The 17,178-nt window shown below is 64.5% G+C and carries 14 protein-coding genes; 5 read left to right on the top strand and 9 right to left on the bottom strand.

The window, feature by feature from the left end:
* Positions 1 to 232 precede the first annotated feature (232 nt).
* The 3 genes from JOY50_RS10535 to JOY50_RS10525 are packed head-to-tail and all read left to right on the top strand — an operon-like array spanning position 233 to position 5,856.
* Positions 233 to 1,486, top strand: coding sequence for a TolC family protein (locus JOY50_RS10535; protein WP_132839637.1), 1,254 nt, complete (start codon positions 233 to 235; stop codon positions 1,484 to 1,486).
* A complete protein-coding gene (locus JOY50_RS10530) occupies positions 1,479 to 2,693 on the top strand; it encodes an efflux RND transporter periplasmic adaptor subunit (protein WP_132839638.1) in 1,215 nt (404 codons plus the stop codon). Before JOY50_RS10535 ends, JOY50_RS10530 begins: the two co-directional genes overlap by 8 nt.
* A gap of 16 nt (positions 2,694 to 2,709) precedes the next feature.
* Complete coding sequence (locus tag JOY50_RS10525) at positions 2,710 to 5,856, top strand: efflux RND transporter permease subunit (RefSeq protein ID WP_138736856.1); 3,147 nt, start codon at positions 2,710 to 2,712, stop codon at positions 5,854 to 5,856.
* Positions 5,857 to 5,988: 132 nt separating this feature from the next.
* On the opposite strand, the gene JOY50_RS10520 is transcribed toward JOY50_RS10525, so the two are convergent.
* The 7 genes from JOY50_RS10520 to JOY50_RS10490 all read right to left on the bottom strand — a co-directional run bounded on the left by JOY50_RS10520 (position 5,989) and on the right by JOY50_RS10490 (position 14,205).
* On the bottom strand, positions 5,989 to 7,326 hold the full coding sequence (locus JOY50_RS10520; protein WP_132839640.1) for an MFS transporter: 1,338 nt from the start codon (positions 7,324 to 7,326) through the stop codon (positions 5,989 to 5,991).
* A 151-nt stretch (positions 7,327 to 7,477) separates the two neighbouring features.
* On the bottom strand, positions 7,478 to 8,236 hold the full coding sequence (locus JOY50_RS10515) for a hypothetical protein (RefSeq protein ID WP_138736855.1): 759 nt from the start codon (positions 8,234 to 8,236) through the stop codon (positions 7,478 to 7,480).
* Between the two features lie 153 nt (positions 8,237 to 8,389).
* Positions 8,390 to 10,540 (bottom strand): TonB-dependent siderophore receptor, encoded by a 2,151-nt coding sequence (locus JOY50_RS10510; RefSeq protein ID WP_138736854.1) that lies wholly within the window; start codon positions 10,538 to 10,540, stop codon positions 8,390 to 8,392.
* 67 nt (positions 10,541 to 10,607) lie between these two features.
* Positions 10,608 to 11,018 carry a DUF2946 family protein gene (locus JOY50_RS10505; RefSeq protein WP_063427050.1) on the bottom strand — a complete coding sequence of 137 codons (411 nt, stop codon included), beginning with the start codon at positions 11,016 to 11,018 and terminating at the stop codon, positions 10,608 to 10,610.
* Positions 11,019 to 11,205: 187 nt separating this feature from the next.
* Positions 11,206 to 11,982, bottom strand: coding sequence for a ParA family protein (locus tag JOY50_RS10500; RefSeq protein ID WP_043201005.1), 777 nt, complete (start codon positions 11,980 to 11,982; stop codon positions 11,206 to 11,208).
* A 107-nt stretch (positions 11,983 to 12,089) separates the two neighbouring features.
* Complete coding sequence (locus JOY50_RS10495; RefSeq protein ID WP_138736773.1) at positions 12,090 to 13,661, bottom strand: sensor domain-containing diguanylate cyclase; 1,572 nt, start codon at positions 13,659 to 13,661, stop codon at positions 12,090 to 12,092.
* Positions 13,662 to 13,725: 64 nt separating this feature from the next.
* Positions 13,726 to 14,205, bottom strand: coding sequence for a hypothetical protein (locus JOY50_RS10490; protein WP_019474003.1), 480 nt, complete (start codon positions 14,203 to 14,205; stop codon positions 13,726 to 13,728).
* 130 nt (positions 14,206 to 14,335) lie between these two features.
* On the opposite strand from JOY50_RS10490, the gene JOY50_RS10485 reads away from it, so the two are divergent.
* Both JOY50_RS10485 and JOY50_RS10480 read left to right on the top strand, forming a co-directional pair.
* Positions 14,336 to 14,833 (top strand): GNAT family N-acetyltransferase, encoded by a 498-nt coding sequence (locus JOY50_RS10485; RefSeq protein WP_138736772.1) that lies wholly within the window; start codon positions 14,336 to 14,338, stop codon positions 14,831 to 14,833.
* A 122-nt stretch (positions 14,834 to 14,955) separates the two neighbouring features.
* A complete protein-coding gene (locus tag JOY50_RS10480; RefSeq protein ID WP_132839644.1) occupies positions 14,956 to 15,279 on the top strand; it encodes a hypothetical protein in 324 nt (107 codons plus the stop codon).
* Between the two features lie 117 nt (positions 15,280 to 15,396).
* Here the strand turns inward: JOY50_RS10480 and JOY50_RS10475 are convergent, their stop codons facing one another.
* Together JOY50_RS10475 and JOY50_RS10470 are read right to left on the bottom strand one after the other, a co-directional pair.
* Positions 15,397 to 16,734: an OprD family porin gene (locus JOY50_RS10475; RefSeq protein WP_132839645.1), complete on the bottom strand. Its 1,338-nt coding sequence runs from the start codon at positions 16,732 to 16,734 to the stop codon at positions 15,397 to 15,399.
* A complete protein-coding gene (locus JOY50_RS10470; protein ID WP_028613488.1) occupies positions 16,731 to 17,165 on the bottom strand; it encodes a pseudoazurin in 435 nt (144 codons plus the stop codon). Before JOY50_RS10470 ends, JOY50_RS10475 begins: the two co-directional genes overlap by 4 nt.
* Positions 17,166 to 17,178: the final 13 nt, after the last annotated feature.

The raw sequence follows: 17,178 nt of genomic DNA, 5'->3' as shown, positions 1-17,178 counted from the left end.
CTCTGTAGGAGCGGCCTTGTGTCGCGAACGGGGCGCGCAGCGGCCCCACATTTTCAGCTTCGCCGCCTATAACGCCGGGGCTGCTCTACAGCCCTTTCGCGACGCAAGGCCGCTCCTACAAGGGATATTCGTATCTCCGGGTGCATTACAGAATTGTAATTTTTCCGCCACCGCCCCGATAAGCACGGCTTTCTACAGTCCTTCGCCTACACGCGTCGACGAGGATTTGTTCGTGCCCATCCCCCGCAAGATCGCCTTGCTCTGCCTGTTGCTGGCCAGTGTCACCAGCGCCCAGGCCAGTCAGAGCCTGAGCCTGCCGCAGGCGCTGGCCGCCGCCTTTGCGCAAAACCCGGAACTGGCCGCAGCCGGCCGGGAAATCGGCATTGCCGACGGTGAGCGGCGCCAGGCCGGGTTGATCCCCAACCCAGAGCTCTCCTGGGAGGTCGAGGACACCCGCCGCGATACCAGCACCACCACCGTCACCCTCAGCCAGCCGCTGGAACTGGGCGGCAAGCGCGGCGCACGTATTGCCGTGGCCGGCACCGGCCAGGCCATGGCCCAGCTTGGCCTGGAACGCCAGCGCAACGGCCTGCGTGCCGATGTGGTGCAGGCGTTTCACGCCGCCTTGCGCGCGCAGACCGCGCTGGAGCTGGCGCAGCAATCACAGGCGTTGACCGAGCGTGGGCTGCGCGTGGTGCAGGGGCGGGTGGCCGCTGGCCAGTCCTCGCCCGTGGAGGCCACCCGTGCCCAGGTGCAACTGGCCCAGGCCCAGGCTGAAGTGCGCCGCGCGCACACCCAGCGCAGTGTGGCCTACCAGGCTCTGGCACGGCTGACCGGCAGCCCGTTGGCAAGCTTCGACCTGTTGCAGGCCGCAAACCTTTCGCCTGGCGTGGCGCCCAGTGCCGACGCCTTGCTCGACCGGGTCGCACAAACGGCCGAATGGCGTCTGGCTGCTGCCCAGGTCGAGCGCGGCGACGCGTCGCTGGGATCGGAAAAGGCACAGCGTATTCCCAACCTCACCGTCAGCCTCGGTAGCCAGTACAGCCGCGAGGACCGCGAGCGCGTGAATGTAGTTGGCCTGTCCATGCCATTGCCACTGTTCGACCGCAACCAGGGCAACGTGCTGGCGGCTGCACGCCGTGCCGACCAGGCGCGTGACCTGCGTAACGCTGTGGAACTGCGCCTGCGCAGCGAAACCCGCAGCGCTGTCAGCCAGTGGCATACGGCGATGCAGGAGGTAGAGGCCTACGACCGCACCATCCTGCCTTCTGCGCAGCAGGCCGTGGACACCGCCACCCGTGGTTTTGAAATGGGCAAGTTCGCGTTCCTCGATGTACTCGACGCCCAGCGCACGCTGATCGAGGCCCGCGGGCTGTACCTGGAGGCTCTGGCATCGGCGACCGACGCGAGGGCGCAGGTCGAGCGGATTTATGGCGACCTCGATGACCTGAGCACCCCCTTGAACAGCAGGAGCAACAATGACTAACCCACGCAAGATAGCCCTTCTGGTCGCCGCCATGGCCGCGCTCGGCCTGGGCGGGCTGGCCTGGACCGGCAACCTCGGCCAGGCGTCGAATGCGCAGGCCCGGCACGACGACCATGGCGAAGACAGCCATGGCCATGGCGCCGACAAGGCCGCTGAAGGCCATGCAGAGGAAGGGCACGGCGAAGAAGAGGGCCAGTTGCACCTGTCCGCCGCCCAGATCGAGGCCGCCGGCGTGCAGCTGGCTGCCGCCGGCCCTCGTGAGTTGGGCACCGCCTTCAGCTTCCCGGGGGAGATCCGCTTCGACGAAGACCGCACTGCTCACGTGGTGCCGCGTGTACCCGGTGTGGTCGAGGCGGTACAAGCCGAACTGGGCCAGGCGGTGAAGCGTGGCCAGGTACTGGCGGTGATCGCCAGCCAGCAGATTTCTGACCTGCGCAGCGAGCAGCAGGCCGCCCAGCGCCGTCTGGAGCTGGCGCGCCTGACCTTCCAGCGCGAACAGCAGCTGTGGCAGGAGCGCATCAGCGCCGAGCAGGATTACCTGCAGGCGCGCCAGGCACTGCAAGAGGCCGAGATCGCCTTGGCCAACGCCCGGCAAAAGGTCGCTGCCGTAGGCCCGGCCGGCGCTGGCAACCGCTATGAACTGCGCGCGCCGTTCGATGCGGTCGTGGTGGAAAAGCACCTGAGCGTGGGCGAGGTGGTCGACGAGACCAGCAACGCCTTCACCTTGTCTGACCTGAGCCGGGTCTGGGCCACCTTCGCCGTGGCGCCGCGCGACCTGGACAAGGTGGTGACCGGTCGCAATGTCACGGTAAGCGCACCGGACCTGGGCGCCCAGGTCGAGGGCCAGGTCAACTATGTCGGCAGCCTGCTCGGCGAGCAGAACCGCGCCGCCACAGTCCGCGCCACCTTGGCCAACCCCAACGGCGCCTGGCGCCCCGGCCTGTTCGTCACTATCGCGGTCAGCGTCGAGCGCTTCAATGCCGCCGTGGTGGTGCCGCAAAGCGCCCTGCAAACCTGGGAAGACCAGACCGTTGTGTTTGCCCGCACTGAGGAAGGCTTCGAGGCCCGCCCGGTAAAGGCCGGCCGCCGCGACGCCGGCCAGGTGGAAATTACCAGCGGCTTGGCCGCCGGCACCCAGGTAGCCGCCGCTGGCAGCTTTGTCCTCAAGTCGGAACTGGGCAAGGGCTCGGCCGAGCATAGCCATTGATCACGGGGACACCTGCATGTTCGAACGCCTGATCCAATTTGCCATCGAGCAGCGCCTGGTGGTGATGCTGGCCGTGGTCCTGATGGCCGCGGTGGGTATCCACAGCTACCAGAAACTGCCGATCGACGCTGTACCGGACATCACCAACGTCCAGGTGCAGATCAACACCGCCGCGCCCGGCTACTCGCCGCTGGAGACCGAGCAGCGCATCACCTTCGCCATCGAGACCGCCATGGCCGGCCTGCCAGGGCTGAAGCAGACCCGCTCGCTGTCGCGTTCGGGCCTGTCGCAGGTCACGGTGATTTTCGATGACGGCACCGACCTGTTCTTCGCCCGCCAGCTGGTCAACGAGCGCCTGCAAGTGGCCCGTGAGCAATTGCCCGAGGGCATAGAAGCGGGCATGGGGCCGATCTCTACAGGGCTGGGCGAAATCTTTTTGTGGACCGTGGAGGCCGAACAGGGGGCACTGAAGGAGGATGGCACCCCGTACACCCTGACTGACCTGCGGGTGATCCAGGACTGGATCATCAAGCCGCAGCTGCGCAATGTGCCGGGGGTGGCCGAAGTGAATAGCATCGGCGGCCATGCCAAGCAGTACCTGATTGCACCGGAGCCCAAACGGCTGGCGGCCTACAAGCTCACCCTCAACGACCTGATCGCGGCCCTGGAGCGTAACAACGCCAACGTGGGCGCCGGTTACATCGAGCGCAATGGCGAGCAGTTGCTGATCCGGGCGCCGGGCCAGGTGGCTTCGGCCGAAGACATTGCCAACATCGTCATTTCCAGCGTCGATGGCACACCGATACGTGTCAGCCATGTTGCCGAGGTTGGCCTGGGCGAAGAACTGCGCTCGGGTGCGGCCACTGAAAACGGCCGGGAAGTGGTGCTGGGTACGGTGTTCATGCTGGTTGGCGAAAACAGCCGCACAGTGTCCCAGGCCGTAGCCGCCAAACTGCTCGAGATCAACCGCAACCTGCCCAAGGGCGTGGTGGCGGTGACCGTGTACGACCGCACCAACCTGGTGGAAAAAGCCATCGCCACGGTGAAGAAGAACCTGGTCGAAGGGGCCATTCTGGTCATCGCCGTGCTGTTCCTGTTCCTGGGCAACATCCGCGCTGCACTCATCACGGCCATGGTCATCCCGCTGTCGATGCTGTTCACCTTCACCGGCATGTTCAGCAACAAGGTCAGCGCCAACCTGATGAGCCTGGGTGCTCTGGACTTCGGCATCATCGTCGACGGCGCGGTGGTGATCGTGGAAAACGCCATTCGCCGCCTGGCCCATGCCCAGCAACGCCATGGCCGCACGCTGACCAGAAGTGAGCGCTTCCATGAGGTGTTCGCCGCCGCCCGTGAGGCACGTCGGCCGCTGATCTACGGGCAGTTGATCATCATGGTGGTGTACCTGCCGATCTTTGCCCTGACCGGGGTCGAGGGCAAGATGTTCCACCCCATGGCCTTTACCGTGGTCATGGCCCTGCTCGGCGCCATGATTCTTTCGGTCACGTTCGTGCCGGCGGCCATCGCCCTGTTCGTCACCGGCAAGGTCAAGGAAGAGGAAGGCCTGGTGATGCGCACGGCGCGTCAGCGCTATGCCCCGGTGCTGGCCTGGGTGCTGGGCCGGCGCAAGCTGGCGTTTGCCGCTGCGGCTACCCTGGTGGTGCTGTCCGGGGTCATGGCCAGCCGCATGGGCAGCGAGTTCATCCCCAGCCTCAGCGAGGGCGACTTTGCCTTGCAGGCCCTGCGTGTGCCGGGTACCAGCCTGACGCAGTCGGTCGACATGCAGCAGCGCCTGGAGCAGGCGATCATCGCCCGGGTGCCGGAAGTGGAGCGGGTGTTCGCCCGTACCGGTACTGCCGAAATCGCCTCCGACCCGATGCCACCGAACATCTCCGACGCCTATGTGATGTTGCGCCCGCGCGAGCAGTGGGCAGCCCCAGGCAAGCCGCGTGACGAACTGATCGCCGAGGTACAACGTGCTGCCGCCAGCGTGCCGGGCAGCAACTACGAGCTGTCGCAGCCGATCCAGTTGCGCTTCAACGAGCTGATTTCCGGGGTGCGCAGCGATGTGGCGGTGAAGTTGTTCGGTGATGACATGGACGTGCTCAACCGCACCGCCGCGCAGATCGCCAGCAGCCTGCAGGGTGTAGCGGGTGCGTCCGAGGTGAAGGTCGAGCAGACCACCGGCCTGCCGGTGCTGACCATCGACATCGACCGCGACAAGGCGGCCCGCCATGGCCTGAACGTGGGTGACGTGCAGGATGCCATCGCGATTGCCGTGGGCGGCCGCACGGCAGGCACGCTGTATGAAGGCGACCGGCGCTTCGACATGGTGGTGCGCCTGCCCGAAACCTTGCGCACCGATGTGGACGGGCTGTCCAGCCTGCTGATTCCGGTACCGGCCAGTGCCGCAGCGGGCGCGGCGCAGATCGGTTTCATCCCGCTGTCCCAGGTGGCCACCTTGAACCTGCAACTGGGGCCTAACCAGATCAGCCGCGAGGATGGCAAGCGGGTGGTGGTGGTCAGTGCCAACGTACGTGGGCGTGACCTGGGTTCGTTTGTGGCGGATGCCGAACAGGCCCTGATCAAGCAGGTGCAGATTCCGCCGGGTTACTGGACACGCTGGGGTGGCCAGTTCGAACAGCTGCAATCGGCAACCGAGCGCCTGCAGGTGGTGGTGCCGGTGGCCCTGCTGCTGGTCATGGCGCTGTTGCTGATGATGTTCAACAACCTCAGGGATGGCCTGCTGGTGTTCACAGGCATTCCGTTTGCGCTGACCGGCGGGGTGTTAGCGCTGTGGCTGCGGGACATTCCGTTGTCCATTTCTGCTGGCGTGGGGTTCATTGCCCTGTCGGGGGTGGCGGTGCTCAACGGGCTGGTGATGATCGCCTTTATCCGTGGCCTGCGCGAACAAGGGCGGCCATTGCGGGTGGCGGTGGAGGAGGGCGCGCTGACGCGCTTGCGGCCGGTGCTGATGACGGCGCTGGTGGCTTCGCTGGGGTTCATTCCGATGGCCTTGGCTACCGGGACTGGGGCGGAGGTGCAGCGGCCGTTGGCGACGGTGGTGATTGGCGGGATTCTGTCTTCTACCGCGTTGACGTTGCTGGTGTTGCCGGCGTTGTATCAGTGGGCGTATCGGCGCGAGGAGCAGCAGGAGGGCTGATAATCTGGGGCCGCTGTGCGGCCCATCGCGACACAAGGCCGCTCCTACAGTGGCCGCGTTAGCCAGGGAATGACGCGGTCTCTGTAGGAGCGGCCTTGTGTCGCGATGGGCTGCACAGCAGCCCCAAAAATCTCACACGGTGCTACGGCCCACAGACCGCTCGCCGTCTACCGCCACCTCATCATGCAACGAAATCCGCGAAGTCTCCGGCAACGCCAACCCACCCACCAATGCCACCAACGCAATCACCACCAGGTAAAACGCCGGTGCCAGGCTGCTGCCGGTCTGCCCGATCAACCAGGTTGCCACCAGCGGCGCAGTACCGCCAAACAGCGTATAGGCCACGTTGTAGGTAATCGCCGAAGCGGTATAGCGGGTGCGGGTGGGGAAGCTCTCCGACAGCAACGCCGCGGTCACCACGCCACTGCACAAAGCCCCCACCGCCAGCAGGATCACCCCCAGCAGTGCGCCGGACATCGAGCCCGAGCTGGCCAGCCAGTACGCCGGGAACACGCACAGCATCACCCACAGGCAGGTAAAGCCAATGGTCTTGCGCCGCCCCACCCGGTCCGAAAACGCCCCCGCCAGCGGGCAGCCGACGGCGGCGAACAGCAGCGCCACGGTGGTCACCAGCAGTGATTGTGCGCGGGTCAGGTTGCCCACCAGTTGCAGGTACGTGGCGAAGTAGGTGGTGAACATGTAGAAGGACAGCGCGGTCAGCGAGATGAAAGCCCCCAGGTTGCGAATGACCCGGCCATGGTGACGCAGGGTGTCCTTGAGCGGTGAATGCTCATGTTCCTTGCCCTGGGCGACGGCTTCGCGAAATGCCGGGGTTTCTTCCATGCGCCAGCGCAGGTACAGGCCGACCAGCCCCAGCGGGGCGGCAATCAGGAACGGAACGCGCCAGCCCCAGGCATTCATCGCCTCGGCCGACAGGCTGGCTTCCAGCCCATAGGCGATCACTGCGGCGCAGGCGAAGGCGGAAAAGGTCGAGACCGGCACGAAGCTGCCGTAGAAGGCCCGCCTGTCATTGGGCGCATGCTCCATCAGGTAGGCGCAGGCCCCCGCGTACTCGCCACCGGCAGAAAAGCCCTGCAGGCAGCGCGCCAGGGTAAGCAGCACGGGGGCTGCCAGGCCGATGCTGGCGTAGGTCGGCAGCAGGCCGATCAGGGTGGTGGAGCCGGCCATCAAGAGGATGGTCAGCGACAGGATACGCTTGCGCCCCAGACGGTCGCCCAGCGCGCCGAACACGATCCCGCCCAGCGGGCGTAGGGCAAAGGCCACGGCAAATACCGCGAACGTCTTGAGCAACGCCACGCTGGGGTCTTCGCTGGCAAAGAACTGGCTGGCGATCAGGGTGGCGAGAAAGCCATACACGGCGAAGTCGAACCATTCGACGAAATTGCCGATGGCCGAGGCGGCGATCACCCTGCGCAGGGTGGCGGGGGATACCTCATGAGGTGCGGACATGCGGGTGCTCTCCGGTTCCATTGGCAGCCATGATGAAAGTGGCGCGGTCCGGCCGCGCCATCATTGTTGTGCTTGCCAGTAGATAACCGGGTACAGGAAGGTGCTTCGTCGAGGGCGACCTCGGGATACCTGATTCAACCGCTGTAACGGTTTACAGCCGGCCGACCTTCCATGGCGCGTATTCCAGCTCGCTGTAGCCTTCGGCTTTGCCGTGCATGTCAGCCTTGAAGCCCGGCAGGCTGCTCAGGTCAAGCGCCATGCAGCGGCTGTTGAGTTCGGCTTGCAGCTTGCCATCGAGACGAAAGTCATCCGGCCGGTTAGGGTGGGGATAGATTTGTACCAGGCAGCCTTGGACCTTGCCCTGCGCATTCGCCTCATAATAGAGCGAGGCCCTGCCGATGCTGTTTACCGGCTGTTCGCGGAACAGGTGCTGCCAGAAAAATTCACGTTGTGCGTTGGCCTGGCGCCGTGGCGTATCCGGCGCCTGGGCGGCAGCGGGCAGATCCACGAACAGCGGCGCACGTATTGCCACCGTGCCGTCCTCGTCGCGCATCGACTTGGGCACCACGGGATAGATGGTCTTCCAGCATTGCGCCTCGACCATGCTGGCCAGCGCCTTGAAGTCCGAGCGGGTCAGGTCGGCAGGCAGCACCTTTTCGTACTTCATCGGTGCCTTGCTGGCTTTGCAGCTGATGGGCGCGGAATGCTGGTCGAGTTTGACATCCAGCATGACCACGCCGACCTGCTTGTCCGTGTCTGCTGTGGCGATGCCCAGCTTCAGGGCTTGCTGCATGTCGCTGACGAAGGTCTGGCGCGCCTGCTTGTCCGCCTCGGGGACAGGCCGGTTCTGGCAACCCGCCAAGGCAATGATTGCGGCGGCCACGATAGCCGGAGACAACGATTTGAACACAGAAACTTCCTTGATGTGATAGAGCCGGCCTTCATGCCGGTGGTAATGAGAACGAATATTATCACTCAAAATGATTGAGGGTTTTGTGTGCTTTTCGTGTAGGAAAGGTATGGCTTTGCGGTATCGGCGCCATGGCCGATACCGCCCTTCACCTCAGAAGCGCACGTCCAGCGCCAGCTCGAAAGTGCGTGGCGGCCCCATGTAGTACTGGCTGTTGTAGGCCTGCTTGGCATACACCTCATCGGTCAGGTTGCGCACCCGCCCGGTCAGCGTGGTGTGCTCATCCAGCCGGTAGCGGGCGAACGCGCCGAACAGGGTGTAGGCCGGGGCCTTGAGGCTGTTGGCGTTGTCGGCATACACCGAGCCCACGTAGCGCCCGTCCGCGCCCACCGACCATGCCGACGACACGCTGTAGGTCAGCCACAGGTTGGCGACATTGGCCGGTACGTTGGTCGGTGCATTGCCCTTGCGTGAAACCGATAGGCCGTTGACTGCCTCGTTGAACTCATCGTACTGCGCATCGACATAGGCATAGTTGGCCTCGGCCAGCAGTTTCGGCGTTACCTGCAGGCGCCCGGACAGTTCGACACCGCGTGAGGTCTGTTGCCCGGCCTGGACTGTGAGGTTAGCGTCGTTCGAGTCGCGCACGGCAAAGTCCTTGCGCACGATCTGGTACAGCGCCAGCGTGGCCGCACCGCGCCCGTCGAGGAAGTCGAACTTGCTGCCCACTTCCCACTGCTCGCCCTTGGACAGGTCGAACAGCCCGACGTTGGAGTAGGTCGCCGCTGCCAGCGAACCGGCCGGTAAATCGGCCGAAGAGCTGTACTGCACGTACACGCTGGCCGAAGGTGTCAACGCATAGGTCAGGCCGATGCGCCCGGACAGCGGTTCCCAGCGCCGTTCGAAATAGGCCGGCGAGGTGGGGGAGACTGCGCCGTAGTTGGTCACTTCCATGTCCAGGTAGTCGTAGCGCAGGGCGGTCAGCAGGGCCAGGCGCTCGGTCAGCTGCAAGCGGTTTTCGGCGAACACTGCGCGGTTGATGACCTCGTGGTGGCGTTGCTTGGTCAGGCCGGCATTCACCCCGGGGATGTCATCGAAGCTGCCGGGGTCGAAGTGCTCGGCATCGACCACGTCACTCCAGCTGGCGGAGGTGGGGTAGAGCGTCTGGCGCATGCGCGAGTACTCCAGCCCCAGCGACCATTGGCTGGCCAGGCCGAGCAGCTGGTTATCGTGGCGCAGCTCGATGCGGTCGCCCAGCAGGTTCTGGTCGTGGCGCTGCAGGTAAGGGCTGCTGCGCTGCACCTTGCCATCGCTGGTGTAGGCGTAGCGTTCGAGGTTGCGGTAATCGCGCTGGGCGTTGTAGTGGTACAGGGTGTTCTGCACGCTGGTGCTGTCGCTGATCTGGTAGTCGAGGATCGAACGCAGCCAGCGCACCCGTTGCTCATAACGGCCGTCAGCGACGTTGTAGTTTTCGAAGCGGCGGCTGTTGTCGATCTTCATCGTGCTGCGCCCGGGCAGGATCGGTGAGCCCCAGTACGGGCTGTCTTCGCGGTCTTCCTGGTACTCCAGCGCCAGGGTGTGCGTGAGGTTGGGTGCCAGGTCGCTGAGCAGCGAAAAGGCCAGGCTGTCGGTATGCCGTTCGTTGCGGTCGACGTAGCCGTTGCCATGCCCGCGGCTGAAGTCCAGGCGCATGAAATGGTTGGCATCGGCGGGGTTGCTGGCCAGCGCCTGGTTGATCCCGAACGCCACTTCGCTGTCGTCGAAACTGCCATAGCGGATACGCCCGTCGAGGGTCTGCTGGTCGCGGCTGGCGAGCTTGGTGATGTAGTTGATCGAGCCGCCCACCGCGCCCGCGCCATGCAGGAACGAGGACGGCCCGCCAATCAGCTCGACACGGTCGAGTACCCAGGCGTCCACTGGCCGGGTGGCACTGCTGTAGCCCAGGTTGATGCCGTTGTACAACTGGGTGACCTGGTTCTGGGTAAAGCCGCGGTAGGCGACGAAGCCGCCAAAGCCTGGGTTGGCGGAAGCGTTGACGCCGGTCATGGCGTTGACCACGTCCTGGCTGTCTTTGGCGCCGCGTTCTTCGATCAGGTGGCGGTCCGAGACGCTGACCGAGGCGGGGGTTTCCCGCGCGGTCAGGCCAAGGCGCGAACCGGTCCGGATCGGCTCGTCCAGCTGCACGCCGCTGGCGGCGTCGCGTTCGCCGTCGATGGTGGTGGCGCCGAGTTCCACAGGGGCGGTTTCAGCGCAGGCAAAGCTGCAGGTGCCCATGAGGAGCACCAGGGAGGTCTTGCGAAGCATGTTTGTGTGTCTTCCACGCAAAGGTCATGGCTGACGGCGAGCGCGCACGCAGGTGCGCCCGGCTGGGTCAGGCGAAATGAAATACGGCTGCGGGGAAGGCGGCGGGGGAGGCGCGGGGGTTGAGGGCGGGGCGTTGGTAGCGCGGTGGCGGTTGTGCCCAGCTGCGCACGACGATGGGCGAGGTGGCCACGGCTTGCGCCGGGGTGAATGACCAGCCGCCGCTGCTGAGCGGTACGGCCAGGCCAAACGAGGAGCACACCGGGCAGTCGAGCTGGGCCATGTGCTGGTCACCGCCGGCACCGTCCAGGTCGATGGCCACGCCGTGTTCGCTGTTGACCGAGCAGAAGCCGCCTTCAAGGCCGGCCAGGCGCAGGCCACCCATCTGGCCATGGTGCAGGCCGCACAGCAACAGGCTGAACAGGACGCTGGCATAGAGCGTCCAGGCAGTCAGCGTGCGAGTGTGCCGGGTGGTTTTCATGGCGGCGAATCTACCACCCTGATGAACGGTCGGGTAGTGCTTTTACTTCGGGATTTTGGGGCTGCGTTGCAGCCCGTCGCGACGCAAGGCCGCTCCTACAGAGGATCGCGTCAATTTGCGGCTGCCGCGATCCTTTGTAGGAGCGGCCTCGCGTCGCGAAAGGGGCGCAGAGCGCCCCCAGGGTCTGTCAGGCCGCCCGCTCCAGCACATCCAGCAAATCGACAAACTCCATCGCCAGTTTGTGCCGTGGCGCCAGGTGCACCAACGGCACCGAGGCCTGGTGCGATTCACGCATCTTGATCGAACTGCTCAGGTACACCGGCAGCACCGGCAGGCCTTCGCTGCGCAACTGGTCGACAAGGGTCTGGTGCAGGGCGGTGCGCCCTGCGAACTGGTTGACCACCACACCTTCTACCTGCAACGCCGGGTTGTGGTCCTGGCGCAGTTCCTCGACCTCGGCCATGACACTGTGCAGGGCCTGGCGCGAGAAGCTGTCGCAGTCGAACGGTATCAGCAGGCGCTCTGCCGCAACAAGCGCGCTGAAGGTGTAGAAATTGAGCGCCGGCGGGGTGTCGATGTAGATCCGCTCGTAATCCTCGCCCAGTTCCACCAGCAACTTGCGCAGCTTGTTGATCTTGAACTTGCTCTCCAGCTTGCTTTGCAGGTCACTGAGGTCGGGGCTGGCGGTGACCAGGTGCAGGTTGCTGTAGCGGGTTTCGGTGATCGCCACCCGGTGCTTCTTGCCGGCCGCCGTGACCGGTGACAGGGTCTGGCGGAAGAAATCGGCGATGCCGGCAGGAATGGCGTCGTTGACCAGGCCGGTCAGGTAGTAGGTGGCATTGGCCTGTGGGTCGAGGTCGACCAGCAAAGTCCGGTAACCCTCGGCGGCACTGGCAGCGGCGAGGTTGCAGGCGATGCTGGACTTGCCGACGCCACCTTTCTGATTGAAAACCACACGACGCATGAGACGCTCATCCATGAAATGAAAATGTCAGGTTGGGGTCAATCCTATGACTGGAACACGACAGTTTTATGACAAAGATTGTTACAGCTGCTGGTTTCACACGAGGCTCAGGCAGCACACACTCGATTGCGCCCTCCCTGCTTTGCCTGGTAAAGCGCCCGGTCAGCCTGGCTCAATGCTTCCACAGGCTCGCTGCCCGCCTCGCCATCCCAGCGTGCCACCCCCAGTGAAACCGTCACCGCGCCCACCGGCTGCACGGGCGTATCCTGCACCGTTACCCGCAGCCGCTCGGCCACCACTGTGGCCACATCCAGGCTGGCGCCCGGCAGCAGCATCAAGAATTCCTCGCCCCCGGTGCGGCACAGCAGGTCGCCCTCACGGCAGCAGCGGCGCATCAACTCTGCCAGCCGGCGCAGCACCTGGTCGCCGACCTCGTGCCCATTGTTGTCATTGACCCGTTTGAAATGGTCGATGTCCAGCACGATGGCCGCAAAGGCCCGGCCTTCGGCTTGCAGCAATGACAGGTTGAATTCCAGGCTGCGGCGGTTGCCCAGGCCAGTCAGCGGATCGGTCTGGGCGTCGCGGTTGAGCCGGCCGATGCGCTCCTGCAGCAGGTTCAGCCCGAACAACAGGGCGCGCTTGAGCTCGGCCGCCTCGAAGTACCACGCCCGCACGCGATGCAAGCGCTCGGCGGTGCCTGCACGGTCCATCGAGCGGGCACCGGCAGCCAGTTGCCACAGCGGCCGGGCGATGGTCATGGCCAGCCACCACAGCAACAGGCAGCCCACCAGCGCCAGGGGCGCCGAAGTGCCCACCACGTTGAGTATCAGGTGGTTCAGTGGCGTCACCGTCTGCGCCAGCGGTTGCTGCGCCACCACCCCCCAGCCGGCGCTGGGTACGGTGGCGAACCCGGCGAGCATTTCCACACCCAGGCTGTTGGTGATTTGCCGAGTACCGTTGTCCAGTGTCGCCAACCGGTCGATCAGCGCGTTGCCCTCCACCACTGTGCCTACCCGCTCGCTATTGGGGTGGTACAGCAGGCGGCGGTTGCGGTCGACCACATACAGGTACGAACCGTCCTTGTAGAAGTGATCGCCCAGCAGGCTGTTGAGGATGTTGCGTTCACGCAGGTACAGGCTGCCACCGACATACCCCAGATAGCGACCATTGCTGTCGAACATGGGTTGCGACAGCGCCACCACCAGGTTGTCGGCCGCCGAAAGGTAGGGCGTGGAAACCAGCGGGCGGCGTTCTTGCAGTGCTTCCTGGGAGCCGGGCGACTGGACGTGGGTGCCGACCAGATGCCGCAGCGGGGCGGGGGAGACTGCCAGCAGCACGCCGTCGGCATTGATCACGAAGGTGGAGTTGAAGGCCATGCTCTGGGCCAGTACACGGTCGGTTTCCACCAGCAGCGCAGCGGCATCGCCTAGCTGCCGGCCCTGTACGCCGGCGCTGAACGTCAGCTGCTGCTGGGCGTTGCCGATGAAGGTCTCGGTGATGCTGGCCAGCTTCATCGCATACACCCGGTTGGCTTCCAGGGCGTGGTCAATCAGCAGCTGGCGCTGCACCCGGTAGCTGGCGAAATAGCTGGCGCACAGCATGACCAGGGCAGTGAGTGCGCAGAGCACCAGAATGAGTGTGCGTAGATCCAGGCGCAATCCGTGCTTGGCGTGTGGCAATCCTGACCTCGGGTGATTGAAAGTAGCGACGACCTTTCGCGCTAGGGGGAGTGGGGCGCCGCGTTCAGGAACCAGGCCTGTCCAGTGCGTTCAGCTCGTCTTCCACCTGCTGCATGCGCCGCTCGACTAGCGCTTGCACCTTGACGTCGCGAGCGGTTTCGCGCATCAGCGCGGTGAGTTTTTCGCTCAGGCGCTTGCCCGCTTCGGTGTCTTCCAGGGCCCTGGCCTTGGCTGGGTCCTGGGTGGCAGCAACGATGGTGGCAAATTCGGCGTCGCTGAAGTTCTTTTCGCTGTACAGCCGGAACAGGTCCTGGCGCTGGTCCTCGACGGTCAGGTACTTGCGCAGTACATCCTGGATGGTGGCTTGCGACAGCTGCGGGTGAGTGCGGCCGAGCAGCGCCGCCATGCGCTCGATGTTGTGGGTATAGGCATCCTGCAGCGGCAACTGAGCGAGGATCTGATCTTCACGCGTGGGCTTCTGGTCGCAGGCGGTGAGGGCGGCAGTCAGCAGCAGGGGCAACAGCAACTTCTGGAAGCGAGGCATGGCATGGCCTGGTCGGGCAGTGAAGACTCCCGATTATACCGATGTCGGCCTGGCCACGACGAGCTTTGTGATTTGCCTTGAACGGCACAGTGCGGTAGAACCTTGCCCTCCAACCACTGCCAACAGCCCCATGCCGAACTGGACCCTGCAACCCGTGGCGCGCGTCGCCATTGCCGAAGTCGTGGCGTTTGTCGATAGCGCTCGCCGCGAGCTGTTCCCGATGCTTGCAAAAGCGCCACTGTCGCACGACCTTGCGCATTTTGCCCAGACCTACCTGGATGGCGCGGGGTGCTTTCTTGAGGCCCGTGATGACGGGCAGCTGGTTGCGGTGATCGGCTACGTGCCCTATGACCACCGCTTTGCCCAGCTTGATTATCACGCCGAGCGGGTAGCCGAGGTGGTGCGCCTGTTCGTGCTACCGGCCTACCGCAGGCATGGCCTGGCTGCCGCGTTGTTCGGCGCGTTGCGCGAACGGGCGGAGCAGGCAGGTATCGACTGCCTGTACCTGCATACGCATCCGTTTCTGCCGGGTGCGATTGCGTTTTGGGAGCGGCAAGGGTTTGCGGTGGTGAATGTGGAGCAAGACCCGGTCTGGCAGACCACGCACATGCACTTGCGATTGCCCTGACCTGTGGGAAAGCGCCTACACCGGCGCGTTGGGCGTGATCGACGCGTTCATTTCAAAACCGGCCCGGCTTGCTTACCTTCCCTTGTGCACGGCTTGCTCACTGCACCCGAGGGAGACTCACGATGCCATACATGGCCCTGTACAAACTCAAACTGCTGGACGAATTTGAAGAGCGTATTGACCTGTGGACCTTTGCGGATTTTGAAAAAAGGCTGATAGAACTGTGGCGGGGGGCGACCTACCATGACGCCAAGGGCATCATCAATGCGGCGCACAAGGAACGCCGTTGGCCGAGGGTGGTGAAGCGGTATCTGCTCAGCAATTACAAGGTGTTTGGCAACGTCAGTTCAGAGCTGGAACGCACGTTTGCCGAGGTGCTGGCCGCGATGAATGAACAGGAGCGCGCGGAGTGGGGGTTGTTGCCTGCGGGTAGCTCGCTTGCCTGATGCAGCCTGGGCCGCTCCTACAGGCGTGGCGCAGTCCGGGCTTTTCGCGATCTCTGTAGGAGCGGCCTTGCGTCGCGATGGGCTGCACAGCAGCCCCAATCCAGGCAACCCGGTCTATCAGAACCCACCCGACAACGGCCACTCCACCGCCAACCGTATCTGGTCCCCGTCCAGCTCAGCCTGCGCCGTGTTCCCCCGGTGCACGTTATGCCTCACCGAGAACGTCGTCCCCTTGGCCTTGCCGCTCTGCACCACATACCTCGCCTCGAGGTCGCGTTCCCAATGCTTGCCACCCTTGCCATACCCCAGGTACGCATACCCGCCATTGGGGTCGACATGCGTGCCGTCGATATCGAACCCCCGCACATACAACGCCGTCAGGTTCAACCCCGGCACCCCATACGCCCCCATGTTCAGGTCATAGCGTGCCTGCCAGGACTTCTCGTTCGGTGCGTTGAAGTCCGACATCTGCACAGCGTTGGCAATGAAGATTGCCCCTCGCGTCACGTAGTCGAACGGGGTGTTGCCGTCGACCTGCTGCCAGCCAAGGCTGAAACCATGCGGCCCCTGGTTGTAGCGCGAGACCAGGCTCCAGGTGGTGTTGTCGATGCGCCCGGACAGCGCCTTGCCAGTGTCTGTGGTGCGGTACAGGTTGAGGTCCAGGCTGATGCTGCGTCGGTCATCCAGCGCGTGGCTGAGGGTGCTGCCCAGGTAGTGCTGGTTCCAGCTGTCCTCGTAGCGCGAGGTGTACAGGCTGCCGCTGAAGGCTGCGCCGGGGTTCCACACCACGCCGGCCAGGTCGAAACTGTTGCCCTGTTTGCTGTTGGAGTAGTTCACCACGAAGCCCTGGTCGTGGCTGGAGGCATTGCGGTCGGTGCTTTCGTTGAAGTGCCCGGCCAGCAGCTTGAGCGTGTCGAACTCGTTGCTGGTGAGGAAGAACCCTGTAGCGGTCTCGGGCAGCAGGCGGCTGTCGGAGGAGCTGAATACCGGGGTCTTGACGCGTTGCTCGCCATAGGAGAGCACGGTATTGGACGCCCGCAACTTCAGCGCTCCGCCTGCGCGGCTGTATTCGTTTTTCGGGTGCCCATCGTTGTCCACCCCCAGCAGGCGCGCTTTACCCGCCCGCCCGCCGCCACTGTCGAGTTGCACGCCCAGGTAGGCATGGGCATCGACGCCAATACCGATCAGGCCTTGGGTGAAGCCGGACTGAAATGTCCCCATCAAACCGTAGGCCCATTCCTCAGCCTTGCCATTACGTTCGCTGCGCGGTTTGTAGGCATTGCGCGCGGCACTGTTGCGCCCACCGTGCTTGTAGTCGCGTTGGTCGAATACGCTGCGGTTGAGCATGTTCCAGCTGCTGTCTTCGACAAAACCGTTGCTTTGCGACTGGGCGGAGTCGGCCAGGGAAAGGGTCGACAACCCCAGCAACGGCAGCGCCAACAACAGCCGGCTCATCGCGCGGCCTCGAGCTTCTGCAACTGGGCTGCGAAGCGGGCTTGCGCCCGTGCAGGCAAGCTGGCTGGCAATTCGGCAGCTGGCGCGTCACCGACCTGGATCAGCATTACCATGCCCATCGCCAGGTGCGGAATGCACTGGATGCCGTATACGCCCGGAACGCTGAAGGTCTGCTCGAACGGCTGGTTCAACTTGCTCTTGAAGGGCTCGGCCCCGGTCGGTAGCAGGCCGGTCACGCTGGCCGCATTGTGCCCGCTCTGGGTGGGCAGAAAGCGCACCGTGTCGCCGGGGGCAATGCGCAGGTGGTCCGGCTCGTACACCATGGCGCCCTCGCTGCCGCGGTTGAGCATTTTCACTTCATGCACCTCGGCCAATGCGGCGGGGGCAAGCAGGGCGCTGGCAAGCAGCAGGGCGACAGGGCGCAACAGCATCAGTAGAACTTCC

The sequence above is a fragment of the Pseudomonas sp. BP01 genome, assembly GCF_022760795.1.
In the GTDB taxonomy this organism is placed as follows: Bacteria; Pseudomonadota; Gammaproteobacteria; order Pseudomonadales; family Pseudomonadaceae; genus Aquipseudomonas; species Aquipseudomonas putida_Q.
The sequence above is the reverse complement of the archived record's forward strand: the minus strand, read 5'-3'. Positions and strand labels throughout refer to the sequence as shown.